This is a genomic window from Stieleria maiorica (genome assembly GCF_008035925.1).
Lineage (GTDB): Bacteria > Planctomycetota > Planctomycetia > Pirellulales > Pirellulaceae > Stieleria > Stieleria maiorica.
The window spans coordinates 9,853,625-9,872,043 of the sequence record NZ_CP036264.1 but is presented as its reverse complement, the minus strand read 5'-3'; the positions used below and the strand labels follow the sequence as shown (position 1 = coordinate 9,872,043).

The window sequence follows — 18,419 nt, the reverse complement described above, 5'->3', positions numbered from 1 at the left end:
GGACGTCGTGCACCCTTCCACCGAGCACCTCTTACCCAATCCGTCAAATCATTGGGAATGTCGCGATTTGCCTCTGCCTTAAGCTCGACGGTCCCGTGGCCCGACGCTCGCGGTCATCGGGGACGGCGGGTCAACTCGGCAACGCGGCGGATCAGTCCGGCGGCGTCGACGGGTTTGGCCATGAATTCGGTGCACCCGGCCGACAGGGCGTCGTTGATTTCATCGTTGGTCGCTCCGGCGGTCAATGCGATCACCGGCACGGTGAAGCCCTCGTCGCGAATCTGTTGCGTCGCTTCGCGGCCGTCCAACTCGGGCATTTGCATGTCCATCAGCACGCAACCGAAGGGATTGTCGTCGGTTTCGGCATCGCGGATGGCTTGAACCGCTTCGGCGCCGTTGACGACTTCGACGACGTCCGCGCCGGCGCGAGACAGAAACCGGGTCGTGACCAACCGCACGTCGCGGGAGTCGTCGGCGACCAGCACGCGAGCGTTGATTTGTTGCAACCGGTCCACGGCGGCACGACGCGGTTTCAAATCGTCCGTCGTCGCTTCGATCCTTTCGGCTGACGCTTCGATCGGTAACCGCAACACAAACTCGCTGCCCTCCCCTTCGACACTGGTCGCGGTGATGTCTCCGCCCAGCAGATTCGCCAAGCGTTTGCTGATCACCAATCCCAGCCCCGTCCCTTCGACGCCGACCCGCTTGCGATCATGGACTTGGCTGAAGGTCTGGAACAGCCGATCGAAGTTGGCTTTGGAGATTCCGATCCCGGTGTCGATGACGCGAAACTGAACGACGTCTTCATCGCTGTCATCGACCGTCACGACGACTCGCACGCTGCCTTCGGGCGTGAACTTCAACGCATTGCCGATCAAATTGACCAGGATCTGTTCCACCCGCGATCGATCACTGCGCAGGGTACTGGGGATCGGTCCGCGGAATTCGATCGTCAGCGGCACGCCGGACGATTCGCTGCGGTGACGCATCAGTTCGTTGATGTCGGCCAGCATGGGCAGCAGCTTGAACCGCGATCGCCGGACTTCCAACTTGCCGGCTTCGACTTTGGAAAGGTCCAGGATGTCGTTGATGATCCGCAGCAGGAACCGGCCGTTGCGGATCACGGTTTCCAGGTTGTCCGGGTCGATCTCGTTGCCTTCGCGGATGTCGCGCAGCGTCAGGTCGGCAAAGCCCAAGATGGCGGACATCGGCGATCGGATTTCGTGACTCATGTTGGTCAAGAACTGGCTTTTCGCCTGACTGGCTTCTTCGGCCGCGATGCGTGCGGCTTCCAGATAGGCTTCGGTCTCTTTCCGCCCGGTCACGTCGGTCATGTAGATCGCTGCGCCGTTGTCGACCGGGAACACGCGGGCGTCGTACCAACGGTTCAATCGCGGCGAGTAATATTCGGTCGTTTCCGCCGTTTGAGATTGCCGGACGCGATCGACCGCCGCCAACAAGGGCGGTTCGGCGTGGTTGCCGAACAAGTCGTGGACGGTGCGATCGACCAGACCGGAATCCTGGTCGGAAAAGTTCTGTGCCGCCTGGTTGGCGACCTGGATCACACCATATTCGTCGAAGCTGATGAACGGGTCTTGGCTTTTTGCGATCACTTCGGTGATGATCGCCCGCGATGCAGCCAATTTTTGTTCGGTCAGCTTGCGTTCGGTGATGTCTTCGATCAACGAGATACAACACTCGGCGGTGTCGTCCACGTCCCGGCGAATCGATGTGGTCAGGTTGGCCCAAACGAGATGCCCGTCTTTGTGGATGTACCGTTTCTCCATCGAGTAACCGGGAATCTCACCCCGCTTCATCTGCATGAACAACAGCAAGTCGGAGTCCATGTCATCGGGATGCGTCAGATCTTGGAAGGAGAGCGACAGAAGTTCCTCCCGACTGTAGCCGAGGATCTGTGAAAGCTTTTCGTTGGCCCGCAGCCACTGGCCTTCCAATCCGACGTGTGCGATCCCGATGGCGGCATTTTCAAACGTGCTGCGGTATTCCAGCTCGCTGCGTTTGAGCGACAGGTTGGCCTGGACCACGTCGGTGACATCGCTTTGCACACCGACATAGTGGGTCAACCGATCCTGGGCATCAAAGATCGGCGTGATGACCAGCTCGTTGTAAAACTGGGTGTTGTCGCGGCGATAATTCAACAGCGTGACGCGGCAACTTTCCTGGTTCTTGATCGCGTCGCGGATCCGTTGAACGTCGGCCGGATCGGTTTCGGGGCCTTGCAGAAAACGGCAATTGCGGCCCCTGACGTCTTCGGGGACGAATCCGGTTAGCTGTTGAAACCCTTGGTTGGCATACACGATCGGCATGTCGTCCTTCTGTGCGTCGACGATCAGGATGCCGTTGCTGGCCGCATCGATGGCGCGGGTCCGCAGCCGTAATTGTTGTTCCGCCCTCCGCATGCTGGTGATGTCATACACCGTGATCGCGGCCGACGAGACGCGTTCGAATTCATCCAGAACCGGCGTGACGCGGATCAGCAGCGTGCGCTGTTTTTCCAGGATTTCCGTCACGATCTCTTTCGCGGCGACTTCGCCCTTGCGAATCAATTGACGAACCAGCGTTTCGCAGACTTCACAGATCGTCCGGGGAAGGACATCGCACAATTCGACGTTTCGTGACACATCCAATTCATGGCCGAACAAGCGTGTCGCGCCGCGATTCCAGCTGGTGACCCGCAAGTCGAGTTCGACGCCGATGATCGCATCGGTGCTGTCCTGGACGATCGACGTCAGTTTGCGAAGCTTGTCAGACGTCTCTTTGACGCTGCGCAGATTCGTCATCGTTAAAACCACCCCGTCGCGCTGCCGGTAGGGCGCGACCCGCAACAAAATCGGGTCCTCGCGGCGATCCGCGGTCTCAATTTCAATGGGTTCGTGGTCGCGATGGACTTGGCCGACCAAATCCACCAGATCGACGCCTTCGAGCGCGTGGGCATATTCGACCAGCCGTTCGCCTTCGGCGTTCTTGCGTCGGATCAGCAGCATGTCGGCCGCCGCGGGCGTGACGCGTCGGATGTTCAGATCGTTATCGACCAGCACGATGCCCACGTCACTTTCCTGCATGACCGTTTCCAGGTCGCGCGTGGTTTCGGTCAACAATTGCAATCGCCGACTGCTTTCGGCATTGGTCGTGTGCAATTCTTCGTTGACGCTGTGCAGTTCTTCGTTCGTGCTCTGCAGTTCCTCGTTGCTGCTGGTCAATTCCTCGTTGCTGGATTGCAGTTCTTCGTTAGTCGTTTCGACCTCTTCGATCGTCGACTGCAGGTTTTCGCGCGTGAACTCCAACTCCATTTCCAGCATCCGGATGCGTTCGGCGTTGAGCGCCAACGTCGATGCGTCCGGCGAGGCCGCATCGCGTGAGGCTGCATCGCCTGAGGCCGCATCGGTCGATAACTCCGGTTGTGATTGGATGCGACCGGCCGGTTGACGTTGCACGGGGCGGTCGGCGATGGACGGTCCGGCGTCCGAATCGGCTTGGCTGAAGTTGATCAGATAGTGCGTTTCGGATTGGCGGGCGTGGTGAAAGACGCTGATGCGAATGTCGATGGGGTGTTGATCGACGGTCGCGCGTTCCGAGATCACGGACCCCTGATCGGCTTTGACTCGTTCGATCGCCAACGTGATGGGCAGCCGCAGCGGTTCGGCCAACAGGTCATCCACCGTGCCGGTCATGCGGCCCGGCCGGGCGGTGACGTATCGGGACACGTCGCCAAAGATTTGCAGCGGGCGCAGGGCGTCGTCAACCAGGATTCCCGGCGGGGCAAACTGTTCCAAGATGCGATCGTAGGACGCCACCAGGGCCGGCGACGGCGCGCGCGAGGAACGCGGTCGCAGCGGGACGCTCAGGCTGGAGGAAGGACGATTGCGTAGCTTCAGATCCAGCGGCAAACGCGAGTCACGGTGCTTCTGAAAAATCCGCCAGTGTTTGTCCAGGATCGAAAAATCGTCGACCAGATCGCCGGGGGTTTCGCTCGGTCCCAGCCACAGCACGCCGCGCGGTTGGAGCGCGTGGGCGAACATGTTCAACACCCGTCGCTGGGCGTCTTCGACCAAATAGATCAGCAGGTTGCGACAGGTGACCAGGTCCATCCCGGTGAACGGTGCGTCTTGCAGCACGTCATGGCGGGCAAACACGATCGAGCTGCGAATTTCTTTGCAGATTTCGAATCCGTCCTCGGTCCGGACTAGGTACTTCTCGCGGAACGCCTGCGGGATCTCAGCCATCGATTCGGCCGGATAGACGCCTCGCTGGGCATACCGGATCGCATCGGGGTGCAGGTCGGTGGCAAAGATCTTGATGCCCAGATCCAAACCGGATTTTTCGCGTTCGTGATGGATCAACATCGCGACGCTGTAGGCTTCCTGGCCGGTCGCACAGCCGGCGATCCAGGTGCGAAACTCGTCCCCCACCGACTTTGCCGCGACCGCCGGGCGGATGCAGCGGTTGGCCAGTCGTTGATAGCCGTCGGGATCACGGAAAAACCGCGTGACCCCGATCATCAAGTCATCGGCCAAACGTGACAGTTCGGCGGGATTGTTGTCTAGCCACTGGATGTAGCGGTCCAGTTGATCGATTTTTGACAGCAGCATCCGCCGCGACAAACGCCGGCTGAACGTGCCGATCTTGTACTGCTGGAAATCGACGCCGCAGATTTGTTCCAGGCGGCTGTAGACCGAATCGAGTTCGCTGCGTTCGAGCTCGGGTGAACAATGCGCGACGACGTCGTCGATGGAATTGCCCGACAGGAACGCGACCAGCGATTCGGCCAGCTCCACAACCGGGGCCACCACGTGCACCGCGGAGGTCTTGATCGCGTTGAGCGGCATGCTGTTGAATTGGGCGCTGTCTTCGTCTTGGGACAGCACCAGTCCGCCGATGCGATGCACGTCCACAATGCCCTCACTGCCATCGCTGCCGGTGCCCGACAGGATCACCACCGCGATCGGACGATCGTTCTGCTCGGCCAGTGACTGGAAGAACTTGTCGATCGGCAGGTTGAGTTCGCCGTCACCGCCGCGGTCACGAAGTTGAAGCTGTCCGTCATGCAGGACGACGTGCTTGCCCGGCGGCAGCAGGTACACGGTGTTGGGCTGGGGATCGACCGCATCGGTCAATTGTACCGTCGGCATTTTGGTGCGGCGGCCGAGCAGTTCGACCATGTGACTTTGGTAGTCCGGCGACAAGTGCTGGACGACCACGAAGGACGCCCCGGTGTCGATCGGCAACTGCTCGAAAAGCGTTTCCAAGGCCGTCAATCCGCCGGCCGACGCGCCCAGACCGACAATCGGTATCGACCGATCGGTCTGGTTTTGTTGGAGCTCCGTTTCTTGGGGGGCCTGGCTGGAATCCATCGGGCGGCTTGATCGAGGTCGCAGCGGAGTCCCCACGTCGTGATCAGCATCCGGCGGAAAGTCGGGTGCGGTGGGCTCTGCAGCGGAGGTTGAAGTTCTGGACTCGGAGACGAACACGACACAGCCGCCAGAGGGACGCGTGCTCGTTCCTGACAATACAGCCCTGACAAGACAGGGATTGCTGCGACCTTGCAGACGTCCGATTCTAGCGCGATTGACAACCGCTGTCCAGCGAACGCCCGCGGCGCGAGCCAGGGGCGATGCAGATTCACTCGCTTGCGCTTCGGGCTGGTAAATCGACGGGCCGTCGGCGACTTCCGCTACGAATACTCCGTCTCGGCGGGTTCAAAGTCGATCATCGACCCCGGCGGCAGCGCAACGCGCAAGGCGTTCAGCACGGCGGCGACATCAATGACTTCTTGGCAAATCGCACCGGCGACCGGGGTCAGGAATCCCCCGGCGGCCAACATCATCCCCACGATGCTGAGCGCCATGCCGCCGATCGCACTTTGCAGTGCGATTCGCCGCATCCGTCGGCTGATGTGCAGGAATTCGTCGATCTTTTGCAGCGAGCTATCCAGCACGACCACATCGGCCGCTTCGGTGGTGACGTCGCTGTTCTGGCCGAATGCGATGCCCACCGTGGCGGCCATCAAAGCGGGGGCGTCGTTGATCCCGTCGCCGACAAAAATCGAATTCGCCTTGGCCGTCTCGGCATTGACGATTTCCAGTTTCTGTTCGGGACTTTGGCTGAAATAGACGTCATCAATGCCGACTTGTTCGGCCAGGTAGCGGACTTCCGATTCGCGATCGCCCGACACCATCATGGTCTGACGGATCGCATGCCGCGGCCCCAGGTGTTCGATGAAGGAGGCGCCGTCGCGTCGCGGGGTATCGCGAAATCGATACGTCGCCACATACCCCCCGTCGATCAGAATCACACATTCCAGGCCCCCGGCCTGCGGCGGCAACTGCGACGCCAGTTCGGGTTGTTGGGCGAGCAGCTTCTTGCGGCTGGTCACTTCCACGGTTCGATTGGCGACTGTGCCACGCAACCCCTTGCCCGGCGGTTCGCTGATTTCCGAGACGCTTTGCACCGGGCAACCGGCATCGCTGGCCGCGGTCACGATCGCCAGGGCCAACGGATGCTTGGAGAAGCGTTCCAAAGAACCGACGACGCCCAAAATCTCCCGATCGCGCGACGGGTCGACACACACCCGATCGACCAATTTCGGTTCGCCGTAGGTCAGTGTCCCGGTTTTGTCAAAGATCAACGTCCGGCAGGTGTCGGCCATTTCCAGTGACGAGGGGTCACGCACGATGATCGCCCGACGCGCGGCCAACGAAATCGATCCGATGATCGCCACCGGAATCGCGATCAACAGCGGACAGGGCGTGGCGACCACCATCACCGCTAAAAACCGCACCGGATTGCCCGTCGCGATCCAGGCGGCCGACCCGATCGCTACGGCCAGGGGCGTGTACCAGGCGCCCAAGTTGTCCGCCAGACGCCGCATCTTGGGTTTTTGCGTCTCCGACGCCTCCATCACCTCCATGATCTTGGCATAACGTGAATCGACGGCCAGCTTGTCGGCGCGGATGATCAGCGCCGACTCGCCGTTGATCGCCCCCGACAGCACCGACGACCCCGGCGTCTTGGACATCATGTACGGTTCGCCGGTCAAGTACGACTCGTCCATCACGCCGTGCCCTTCGATCACCGTCCCGTCGATCGGACAGATTTCGTGCGGAAACACCGCGACGATGTCGCCGATCGCCAAGTCGTTCAAATCGATGTCCTCAATCGCCGATTCCTGTTTTCGGTGGGCGACCGACGGCATCCGTTGACTTAGGGCGCGAAGCACCGACGACGCACTCCGCACCGCATACGCCTCCAACGCCTCCCCGCCGGAGAGCATCAGCACGACCAGCGAGCCCGCCAGGTACTCCTCCAACAGCACCGAAGTGACGATCGAAATCCCGGCCAGCAGGTCCGAACCGAACTCCCCGCGAAGCAACTTTTTCAGCAGATCCCAGACCAGCGGGATGCCGCCGAAGGTCAGCACGGCCAACAGCGGCACGTTGGCCATCGCCGGCGAACTGCCCGTCGCGAAACGCAGAACCAGATGCAACGCGATCATGAAAATCGCAAACACCGCGATCAGCGTCTCGAGCGACTTCCACGTCGGCGTCGCCTGCTTGGGGTTCGTCTCAGAAGCCACGACCTTTCCCTGGGGTGCGACGTGAATGCCAAAACAACTTCAACCGGAGCAACTGGCATACCAAGCACGCCAACTTTCGGCCGAACATGGAAAACAGTCCCCCGGGAGTACGATGGCCCTTCCGGGCCGTCGCGCGATTTGTCCCCCTTCAGGTCAGCCAACCTTTACGCCAAAAAAACAGCACCAACGTCGTCGCCGTTGCTGCCATCAAGGCCAACGCAAACGGGTAGCCGAAGGTCCAGTTCAGTTCGGGCATATTCCATGTCGATACCGCCGAGTTGAAGTTCATCCCGTACAATCCGGCGATAAACCCCAGTGGCATAAACAAGGTGGCGATGATGGTCAGAAACTTCATCACCTGATTCATCCGGTTGCTGACCACCGTCAGATAAAAGTCGCGTAAATCGGAACAGAGTTCGCGATCGGTTTCAATCACATCCATGATTTGAATGATGTGATCGTAGCAATCACGCAAGTACAAATCCGTTTCATCGGAGATCAAATCACCAGAATCACGAATCAACGCGTTGATCGCGTCACGCAGCGGCCATATGGCACGGCGCACGGAAAGCAAATCGGTGCGCAATTGATGCACTTGGCTGATCAGATTTCGCTCGGCACCGGCGGAAATCAAACTGTCCAATCGATCCAGGTTTTCTCCATGTTTTTCAAGCGCGGGAAAGTAGTCGTCGATCACCGCGTCCAGGAGTGCGTAGAGCAGATAGTCCGCTCCGTAGGTCCGGATCTTGCCTTTGCCTGCGAGGATCCGCTGGTGCACCGCGTCAAGACACACGGCGTCACGCTCGCGAAAGGAAACGACAAAATCGCGTCCCAGAAACATCGCCACTTGCACGCTGCCATCAGTATGGCCGTGCGGCAGGGCACGGGCGATCATAAACAGATGGTCGCCGTACAGTTCGACTTTGGGCCGCTGGTGGACGTTGACCACATCCTCCAGGGCCAGATGGTGCAGCCCAAACAGCTCACCCACCCGCATCACCACGTCCGCGTCTCCGAGACCATTGACGTCGACCCAAGTTACCGCGGCCCCCTTGATCTGCGCAGTGATGGTCTCCAAGTCACCCACCTCTCGGTCCGAGCAATCGTTCGAACCGTACGTGACCAGCCGCATCAGGGGCGGGGGCGCATCGGGATGGGGCACCACCGCCCCCGGCGGAGTGCCCGGACGCGTCTGACGCCGAAAACGCTTCCTGGACCGTTTCGCAGTGTGAGAGTGACGGGTTGCCATGATCGGGCTTGTTTGTGAAGGATGTCAGGCGCCGAGCCGTTTTTGGAATCGTAACACGCTGAGGATCAACACAATCGCGCCGCAAATCGTCAATCCGGCCACCCAGGGGACCAGATCGATAAAGTCGGCACCGCGAAGGACAACGCCGCGGAGGATTTCGATGTAGTACGTCGCCGGGATCGCGAAGGTGACCAAGTAGATCGGCAGCGGCATTTCGCTGCGCGGGAACACGAATCCGGAAAGCAACACCGACGGCAACATGATCACAAAGGCAAACTGAACCGCTTCCAGTTGCGTCTTGGCCAGTGTGGAAACGAGCAACCCCAGCCCCAGCGAGCACACCATGAACAACATCGACAACGCCAATAACAAGGGGATGCTGCCGCGGATGTCGACCCCGAACACTTCGATCATGACGGCCAGCACCGTCAACAAGGCGACAAACCCGACCAGGGCATAGGGCAACAGTTTACCCAACAGCAGCCCGGTTCGGCCGACCGGCGTGACGAACAATTGTTCCAGCGTCCCCAATTCCCGCTCGCGAACGACGGCGAACGAGGTCAGAAACAGCGTCACCAATTGCAGAATGATGCCCACCAGACCGGGCACGAAGAAATGCGAACTGTCCAAGTCGGGGTTGTACAGCATCCGAGTCCGCACATCGATCGGCAGCGTCCCCCGTCCGAAAGCGTCGCGGGCCGGAGCGAGTTGCAGCGCGTCACCTTTGGCCATCGCCATCTGGATCGATAGATTCAGCCCCAACAACTTTGCCGTGCTCTGCGCCGTCGTTGCCACCTGGGAATCACTACCGTCGATCAAGATTTGCAGACTCGCTTGTTCGCCTCGCAAGATCCGGTCCGCGTAGTCGGGCGGGATTCGCACACCGACCTTCGCCTGCCCCGATGACATCGATCGCTGAAACGTTTCCTCGCTTTGCACATGTCCGATCAATCGAAAACGTCGGGTGTTGACCAGCGCATCGACCAGCTCACGAGACTGCTGGCGACCGTCCAAGTTAAACACCACCGTGGGGATGTTCTCGATCTGTGTGTCAATCGCGTAGCCGAAAATGATCGTCTGCATCACCGGAACGACCAACATGAAAAACAACGTCGTCGGTTGACGGCGGATGTGAACGAACTCCTTGATCAACACGGCTGCCAGCCCGGTCCACGTGCTGTGCTTTCCTGGACGCGTAGGGCGTGTTTCCGGCAAGGGCGGAGCGCCGGAAGGTTCCTCGGCCGATTCAACGCGGTCTTCTCGGTCCGGATCGACGCGGCCGACTTTTGGTGCGTTGCTGGTCAGCGTCACAAAGACGTCTTCTAAACTGGCGGGAACCTGCCGCGCTTCGGCCGACGCGGTGACGCCCAGTTGCCGCAACACGTCCTCGGGTTCGCGCGTCTGCTGCAGCAGCAAGTGGATCGTTTCGCCGAACAAGGTTGCGTCGCGGACCTCCGGCAGCCGGCGCAGCGCCGCAAGGTGCTGCGCCGGCGAGGGCACACGCAACTCGTAGCGACGCGAATCGGCCGGGTTAACCTCCGGAAGCTGCTTTAGTTGTTCGGGTTTTCCCAGCACCAGCAATTCGGACTGGTAGATGTAACCCACATCGCTGCAGCGTTCGGCTTCGTCCATGTAGTGTGTCGTGACCAGCAGCGTGACGCCTTGGCCGGACAGCTCGAACAACAGGTCCCACAGGTGTCGTCGGGCCACCGGATCGATGCCCGCGGTCGGTTCGTCCAAGAACAACACGTCGGGCTGGTGAATCAGAGAACAGGCGAGCGCCAACCGCTGTTTCCAGCCGCCGGAAAGCGTGGCGGCAGGCTGGCGTAATCGGTCCGACAGCCCCGTCAATTCGAGCACGGCTCCGCGACGCTCGACCAGTTGCCCGCGATCGAGCCCATAGATACGAGCATAGAAGTCCAGGTTCTCTTGGACGGACAAATCGGCATAAAGACTGAACTGCTGCGACATGTATCCGACCCGCGGCTTGATCTGTTCCGCGTCGGTTCGAACGTCCAACCCCAGCACACTCGCATCGCCGCTGCTTGGCGGCAGAATGCCCAACAACATGCGAATGATCGTCGATTTGCCGCTGCCGTTGGGGCCGAGCAGCCCAAAGATCGATCCTTGGTGAACCTGAAAATTGACATCGCGGACGGCCACCAACGGTCCGAACGAACGCGACAGCGACCGCACATCGATGATCGGCTCGGTCATGGTGCGCCACCGTGTTCGTCCAACCACACGTCGGCCATCATCCCCGGCCGCAACATGCCGTCCTCGTTTTCAATGGCGACCTTGATGCGAAAGACTTGCTTCGATCGTTCCTCGGGCGTCTGGACGTTGCTCGGTGTGAACTCGGCTTGCCGCGCAATGAACGTAACGACTCCGTGAAAAGTCCGGTCGCCGTAACTGTCGACATTCAAGCGAAGCCGTTGGCCGAGCTGCATCCCGACGCGGTTTTGGGGGATGTAGCTCCGTACCCACAGATTGCCGCGGTCCAACATTGACAGCACCGGTGCTCCCGGCGCGACCATGTCGCCGGGCTGCAAATCGAGCGCTTCGATCGTGCCGTCGATGGGGCTTTTGACGCGGAGTTCTTCTTTCTGACGCCCGATCGCCTGCAGAGCCGCTTTGGCGGCATCGCGGGATGCTTTCGCTTGATCGATTTCTTCTTGACGGTAACCGCGCTGCATCAGTTGCCATGCCTGGCGAGCTTCTTCGACCCGCGCGGCCGCCTCGCGCAATTCCTCTGCCCGCGTTCCCGCCAACAGCAGGTCCAGCTCTTGTTGGCGGACATCAAGATTGGCCGTTGCCGCTTCTAACGCCTCGCGGGCGGCGTCCAATTCCTGCTGGGACGTCGCGTTGGATCCGGCCAGTTTTGACAGACGTTCAAAACCTTGGACGGCGAGCCGCTTTTCGGCCTCGGCCTGTGCGAGGCGTCCCCGCGCGGCCTGGATCTCCTGCTTTCGCGGCCCGGCAATCAACAGATCCGATCGAGCTTGCAGCTGGTCCAATTTGGCTTTGGCCTGTGCGGTTTCTTCCTCTCGAAATCCGGCCAAAAATCGCTGGTATTCCGATTCGCGAGCCGCCAAGGTCAGTTCCAGTTCCTTTTCCCGTTCCAACAGGTCATACGGTTCGAACTCGACCAACACCTCACCGGCGGTGACTTCCTGGCCTTCCTGCACATGCACCACCGCCACTCGTCCGCCGACGCGAGAACCGAGACGAATCTCGTCGGCCTCGATAAAGCCAGAGACCCGTGGTGGCTCACGGTTCCACTGGCTGTAAAACACCAACGCCAGCAAACCAACGACCGCGACCGAAAGCGGAATGGATCGATTCAACATGTTGCAAGCGTCAACTTGGGGGTTAGGTGAGCGTGGAACGTGGAACACGCCACGTCAAGGTAGCTACGTTTGTCGTTGCGATGTTTCAGGTTCGTCATCGGATTTTGGCAGCAGTGTCCACACTCCGATTCGGATCAGTTTCGCGAGCTCGGGTGCCGGAATCACCAACTCCTCGCCACGGCGGACATCGATGGCCACGATCGCTTTTTTGTCGAGGGACTTGAGTCGAACCGCACGCGGCGGATCGAGTCCCGCAATGAAGTAGCGGGACTGCTTTTTTAGAGCCGGCACGAGTCGTGTTTTCCCGTCGTCACCCTGCTGCAACTCGATCCGGGCTCCGCCGCAATAGATTTCGGCGACGTCACCCGGCAATTCAATCTCCGGCGCATCACCTCCTGACACGTCGTCGGCATCCTCCTCCCGACGGCCTTCCATCGCCACTTCATGCTCCAGCGCCGTGACCAGATCACGAAACGCCTTCTCGGCCGGTCGGATCAGCTGTTGCATCCGAGTTTGTGCATTCTTCACCTCGTTCAGCTTGGCCAACGGAACCGCCTGGCGTCCTTGCTTGGCTGATGAGATCACGGACATCGCATTCGAATTCCAGCGGCCGGTGATCCCGTTGAAACTGGTCTCCAACTGTCGGACGCGTTCCAGCGCACTGTGCACCCGTCCCAGCTGGAACTCTTTCTGAGCGTCCGAAATCGAGGAAGCGAACGAGGCGACTCCGGGCAACCCGCCGATCACGACGCCGCCCGGCAAGCCACGAACGGCGCCCCCGGTCAGACTGGCCGTCCGCTGGACCGCACCGATCACATTGGAAAAATGTGCGGGTTCGATTTGAACCATTCCATGCTTTGACATCGCTTGCGGAAACACTCCTGATACCCAAGGACACGACGGGAAACGGCAACGCTCATTTTAGCTGTTATGAGACTGCGTCGTCGGGTCGGGCTTTTCGGCGCGTCGCGTCCTCTCACCAGGCAACGCATTGATGAGCGGATGGCATCACGCCTGAACGGCCTGGCCGGCAATCGTTTCTGGTGCCACTCGTTAAAGCGGATAACGCTGCAGTTTCAGTTGGACGACCTTTCCCGCCGGTGAAACGATCTGTGATGGAAATCGTTGGGTGTCTCGGCTGGATGGAACCAACAGCAGCCGACTTCCATCCGGCTGAAACTCGGCAAACGCGACACGCTGCTTTTCGGCATCCCATTGGGCGGGTTTTCCGCTTGTGGTGTCCCAAACATTCCACTGACCGCGCTGCGTGTACGCCACCACACGGGCGTTGAACGCGGACAGGCTGCAACCTTCGATCGGCTCCTCAAACGCATCGAGATGATAAAGCGGATCGGGTTGATTCTCGGCGTCAAGATTCCATAGGTTGAGCGTGCCGTCGTGATCGGCCGAGGCGAGCATTTGACCGTCCGCCGCGATCGCCGCGGACGTGATCGGACTGCGGTGCGATGCCAGCGTGCGTTTGAGGCGAAGTGTTTTCGCATCCCAAATCATGACCTGCGTGTCATAAGAGCAGCTGACGATCTCGTTTCGATCGGGGAGCAGCGCCGCGAAAGAAATCGGGGCCGCGTGTCCACGAATCTGACCGATCGGTTTGCGGTTCTGCGAATCGTACACCGCCAACGGGAAGTGACGCCGACCGATCAGAATGCGGTTCGGATCGTCGGTGATGCGAAGGGTGTGAACGGCACCCTGGAGGGTCACAACGCGCTGGGGTTCCGCAGAATTGTCGCCGACGTTCCAGAGTTCCAATTGTGGCGGACCAAATTTGGCACGTTGATTCCGCGCGAGCCTGGCGAAGGGGTGGGCCGTCGCGGCGACAATGGTTTCGTGATCCAAGAACGCGACGGCGGCATAAGACCCCGCCGCGCGGCGAACGAGCTGACCCGAAACGACGTCCCAGACGAACAGTCCCGCTTGGTCGCTCGCGAGAACCGCTTTGGTTCCCAGCACACCCACCGCCAGACGCAGTTTCCCGCCAGGACTTTCGACTTGGTGGATCAATTCGCCGGTCTCTGCATCCCAACATGCCAGTGTGCTGGTCGATCGTCGATACGTCAGGATGCGTTTTCCGTCAGCGACAAATACGGCGCGATTGAAGGTGTGATCCGGCGAAGTGAATTCCGTCACGACGTCCAGCGAATCGGAGTTGAGTAAAAAGCCGCGGTTTTCAGAGCTGATGACGAGCAGTCGGTCACCGGCCGGGTTGTAGATCAGTTGCGAGATCTCGCCGGGACAGGAAAAGGGTTTCAGCCGGGCGCCCGTGGCGAAGTTTCGGGCGCCGACGACGCCATCATCGCCGCCGTAAACCACCTGAGGCTGGGTGGGATGAAACGCGGTGGCGTGGATGATGTTGTGATCGCCCGTCACCAGGACCGTCTCGTTCGTGCTCCAATTCCATATCCAACTGGGCCCGTCCTCGGTCCGGAGAAAGACATGGTCCCCCGTCGGGCTCGGCTTGGCTTCCAGAATCCGACCCAAGCGTTGATGGAACGTTCCCAGCCGGTCACCGCTGCGGCCGTCGCGAACGAGAACCTGATGGTCGGTGTGTGTGACCAGTCGGCTTGCCGCGGCAGCTTCGGTTTGCAGGTGCCCGGCGAACTGATCGGAGAATTCTCCGGAATCGAGTTGCAGGATGCCGCTGGAATTGATCGGCGTGACTGAAAACAGGATCCGGGCGGACTTGGAATTTTGCACGATCATTGGTGGATGAATCGCGGCATCCTCCGGTAACGTCTGGCGTTGTTTTCCCGAGCGGAGCGACCACACGCGGACTTTGGAATAACCGGATCCGGAAACGAGGTGCTCCGAATCCGGGCTGACTGAAGCGAACACGACGTTTCGATCGTGTCCGCGAAACTCGGCGAGCTTGCGGCCGGATTCGGAATCCCAGGCGAAGAAGATCTTGGACCCGGTCAGACTGACGATCCGTTTTCCGTCATTGGAGAACGAGAACGGCCCACTGATCGTGGATCAGTTGGCAGCGCAGCGTTCGGTTGTGCCAATCCAGAACACGGATCGTATCGTCCCAGGCGATCGCCAGTTGCTCCCCGTCGGGACTGAACGCGATCTGATGACCGCAACCCAGTGCCGTGGATTCGTCGCGATTCAGGTCCCAGAGTTCGACGCCCAACTGAACCGAACAGGTCAGCAGGTGGTTCGAATCGGGACTGAAAAGGGCGGATTGAACTAATTGTCCCGCCGTTTCGTCCGGCAATCGGTTTTTCCACGAATCCAGTTTCAGAAGTTCCGCGCCGCTTTCGGCGTTCCAAATCCGCACGGTGTGGTCATCGGAAATGGTGACGATTTTTGCGCCGTCGGGTGAATAGCCGGCGTAGGTGACACGGTCGGTGTGGCCGTCGAGCGTCAGCATCAGCTCACCGGCGGCATTGTAGACGCGGGCCGTGTTGGCGATCGCCGGTGTCACCACCTTGGTCGTCGAACCGGTCGGACAAAACGAGCTGGAATCGGTTTGCAGCAAGAATCCGCCCGCCAGGGAGGCGATTTCGACGCCACGATCGGCGTCCCACAGGCGGGGCGAAACTTCGGCGAGCTTTTCTTGCGGCACGCTGAACGCGCCGCCGGGTGAGGAGGTCGTCAACACGCGGCGGCCGGTCGGATCAAAGACCGCGGATGTGATCGTCGTCGCCGATCGCAATTCCGCCCGTGGCTGACCTGTCAACGCATCAAAGATGCGGGCCGGCAACGGGCCGGCAAGGTATCGGGAGGAAGGGGCCGCGGTGACGATCCGTTTCCCATCGGGACTGTATCGAGCCTCGCCCACATCCGATTCATTTTGCAAGTAGAACCGCTGGTGGTTCGCCTGGTACGCGGCCAACATCGCGGTTCGGCCCTCGGCGTCCGAGTGACGTCGCAACCCTTCCGCCGCCAGTGCCATGGACAGGTCGGGGTCGTGGGGTAAATTCGAGCGATGAGAGCGCGATCAACCGACGACCTTCGGATTCTTTGAGCGCCGTGGCCAATTCGGTGTTCTTGGCTTCCACGTGGTGACGCGCGTCGATTTCCGCTTGGACGGCGTAGCTCAACGAGCCGATCGACGCAATGATGGTGATGGCCGATGCGGCGGCCAGCGAATTGACCAGCGCCCGGTGTTTTCTGGCCCATCGTCTGGAACGCTGCACCAACGTGGGCTTTCGCGCCCGAATGGGTTCGTCGTTGAGATACGCCCGCAGGTCATCGGCCAATTCTCCGGCCGTCTGGTACCGTTCGTCGGGATTTTTTGCCAAACACTTCATGACAACGATCGACAATTCTTCCGGCAGATCGGCGTTGATCTTTTGCGGAAAGACCGGATCCTCAAACGCGATCTGACGCAGAATTTCCGTCCGCGTCTTACCGTCGAACGCTTGACGCAGGGTGAACAACTCATACAGCGTTGCCCCCAACGAAAACAGATCGGATCGGTGATCGACCACCACACGTTTCGCGCAGGCTTGTTCCGGGCTCATGTATCGCCACGTGCCGATCACATCGCCGGGGCGGGTCAATTCGGATTCTCCCTGCACCTGTGCCAATCCGAAATCCGCGACGTACAGGTTCTCGTGATCATCGATCAGCAAGTTCGACGGTTTGATATCCCGATGCACAATCCCCAACTCGTGGGCATGTTGCAGCGCGTCTGCGATCTGGATTCCCCAACGGGCAAACGTGGTCACAGACGATCGATCGGATCGATTGGTTCCGCTCGGGTCGCTGTGAGAAAGACCGCCGACTCTGCCGGATCCGCGCTCGGTCGACTGATTGCGAATCTTGGCCGTCGAACGCCGCGATCCACCGATCAAAGCCGGATCAGCCGAACACGCCTCGCGAAACTTTGAAATCCGCTTGGCCAGATTCTGACCCTGGATGTACTGCATCGCGTAATAATAAATCCCGTCGTCCACATCCGACGCGTACACCGTGACCACATTGGGATGTTCCAACTGTGCGGCGGCCTTGGCTTCGATTTGAAACCGGGCCAATGCAGACGTGCTGATGACCGCCGAGTTCAGGGGCAGCACCTTCACGGCGACCGTCTTTCCGAGTTTGACGTCGCGGGCGCGAAAGACGATGCCCATGCCCCCGCGGCCGATCCGCTCCAGCAATTCGTACTGACCCAGCCGTTTGGGTTCACGACCGTTGCGATGGAATGAAAAATCGCCGTCGGTGTCGGCACCTCGGGTTCCACTGAGGTCTTCGGTCAGTGGCAACTGTTGGTCATGACGACCGCTTTTCGAATCCATCGACATCGAAGACACCGCCTGCGAGCAGGATCAATCATTGCATCAGAAGGAAAACATGATTGTACACATTCCCAACGAAACGGCATTTTCTGATGATCGAGTGCTCCGGGATTGCGGCACGGCCCGCTGCGGGCAAATATGATGGGGACGTCTCAAACTTCACGCCCCCTGCCAATCGAAGCCCACCGACCATGATCCGATTCGGACTCTGCTTGATCGTCGCCCTCGCGCACGTCATCTCCGCCGCCCCTGCCCAGGTCTCCGCCCAAGACACCGCCAAGAAGCCGGCCGCGAACAAGAAGCCTGCGGCGAAGAAAGTAAACCCGGCCTTCCAACCTCCGGAGATCATCCCCAAGCTTCCCAACGTGTTGCTGATCGGCGATTCGATTTCCATCGGGTACATGGTGCCGGCGCGCAAGGCGATGGCCGGCAAGGCCAACGTGTTCCGTCCGGCGACCAATTGCGGGCCGACGACACGTGGTTTGGAACAAATCGACCAATGGTTGGGCGATCGGATGTGGGACGTCGTGCATTGGAACTTCGGGCTTCACGACCTGAAGTACATGGGACCCAGCGGTCAGAATCTGGCCGATCCGCAGGCCGCAGACTCGCATCCACAGGTGCCGATCGACCAGTACAAGTCCAACATCGAAAAACTCGCCCGCCGCATCAAGCAACAGGCAAAGGTTGTGATCTGGCGTGAGACGACGCCGGTCCCCGAGGGTGCCGCGGGTCGCGTGGTTGGTGATTCGGCCAAGTACAACGCGGCGGCAGCCGAAGCGATCGCCAAGGTCGGCGGGATCCAGACCGATTCGTTTTTCGACTTCGCCCAGTCCGTCAAAGAACACCAGCGACCGGCCAACGTCCACTACACCCCGGAGGGTTCCAAGCTGCTCGGCGAGCACGTCGCCGAAGTGATCCAAACCGCCCTGGCCGACTGAATCGCGGGGGCTCTGGTCGCAGCC

General features: G+C 60.1%; 10 protein-coding genes. 1 reads left to right on the top strand and 9 read right to left on the bottom strand.

The window, feature by feature from the left end; translation table 11 throughout:
• Window positions 1-113 precede the first annotated feature (113 nt).
• The 9 genes from Mal15_RS33750 to Mal15_RS33710 form a co-directional block, all read right to left on the bottom strand.
• Window positions 114-5,372, bottom strand: coding sequence for a PAS domain S-box protein (locus Mal15_RS33750; RefSeq protein ID WP_147871753.1), 5,259 nt, complete (start codon window positions 5,370-5,372; stop codon window positions 114-116).
• Between the two features lie 320 nt (window positions 5,373-5,692).
• Window positions 5,693-7,513, bottom strand: coding sequence for a heavy metal translocating P-type ATPase (locus Mal15_RS33745; RefSeq protein ID WP_147872830.1), 1,821 nt, complete (start codon window positions 7,511-7,513; stop codon window positions 5,693-5,695).
• Between the two features lie 229 nt (window positions 7,514-7,742).
• Window positions 7,743-8,843, bottom strand: a complete 1,101-nt coding sequence (gene corA, locus Mal15_RS33740; RefSeq protein WP_147871752.1) for a magnesium/cobalt transporter CorA — start codon at window positions 8,841-8,843, stop codon at window positions 7,743-7,745.
• Between the two features lie 24 nt (window positions 8,844-8,867).
• Window positions 8,868-11,060, bottom strand: a complete 2,193-nt coding sequence (locus Mal15_RS33735) for an ABC transporter permease (RefSeq protein WP_147871751.1) — start codon at window positions 11,058-11,060, stop codon at window positions 8,868-8,870.
• Window positions 11,057-12,193: an HlyD family secretion protein gene (locus Mal15_RS33730; protein WP_147871750.1), complete on the bottom strand. Its 1,137-nt coding sequence runs from the start codon at window positions 12,191-12,193 to the stop codon at window positions 11,057-11,059. Before Mal15_RS33730 ends, Mal15_RS33735 begins: the two co-directional genes overlap by 4 nt.
• Before the next feature lie 63 nt (window positions 12,194-12,256).
• Window positions 12,257-13,057 (bottom strand): hypothetical protein, encoded by an 801-nt coding sequence (locus Mal15_RS33725; protein ID WP_147871749.1) that lies wholly within the window; start codon window positions 13,055-13,057, stop codon window positions 12,257-12,259.
• Window positions 13,058-13,246: 189 nt separating this feature from the next.
• Window positions 13,247-15,115 carry a WD40 repeat domain-containing protein gene (locus Mal15_RS33720; RefSeq protein ID WP_261344645.1) on the bottom strand — a complete coding sequence of 623 codons (1,869 nt, stop codon included), beginning with the start codon at window positions 15,113-15,115 and terminating at the stop codon, window positions 13,247-13,249.
• A 34-nt stretch (window positions 15,116-15,149) separates the two neighbouring features.
• Window positions 15,150-16,109, bottom strand: coding sequence for a WD40 repeat domain-containing protein (locus Mal15_RS33715; RefSeq protein ID WP_147871747.1), 960 nt, complete (start codon window positions 16,107-16,109; stop codon window positions 15,150-15,152).
• Window positions 16,003-17,460, bottom strand: a complete 1,458-nt coding sequence (locus Mal15_RS33710; protein ID WP_147871746.1) for a serine/threonine protein kinase — start codon at window positions 17,458-17,460, stop codon at window positions 16,003-16,005. The genes Mal15_RS33715 and Mal15_RS33710 overlap by 107 nt, the downstream gene beginning before the upstream one ends.
• A gap of 185 nt (window positions 17,461-17,645) precedes the next feature.
• Between Mal15_RS33710 and Mal15_RS33705 the strand changes: the two genes are divergently transcribed.
• Window positions 17,646-18,395: an SGNH/GDSL hydrolase family protein gene (locus Mal15_RS33705; protein WP_147871745.1), complete on the top strand. Its 750-nt coding sequence runs from the start codon at window positions 17,646-17,648 to the stop codon at window positions 18,393-18,395.
• The last annotated feature ends 24 nt before the right edge of the window (window positions 18,396-18,419 follow it).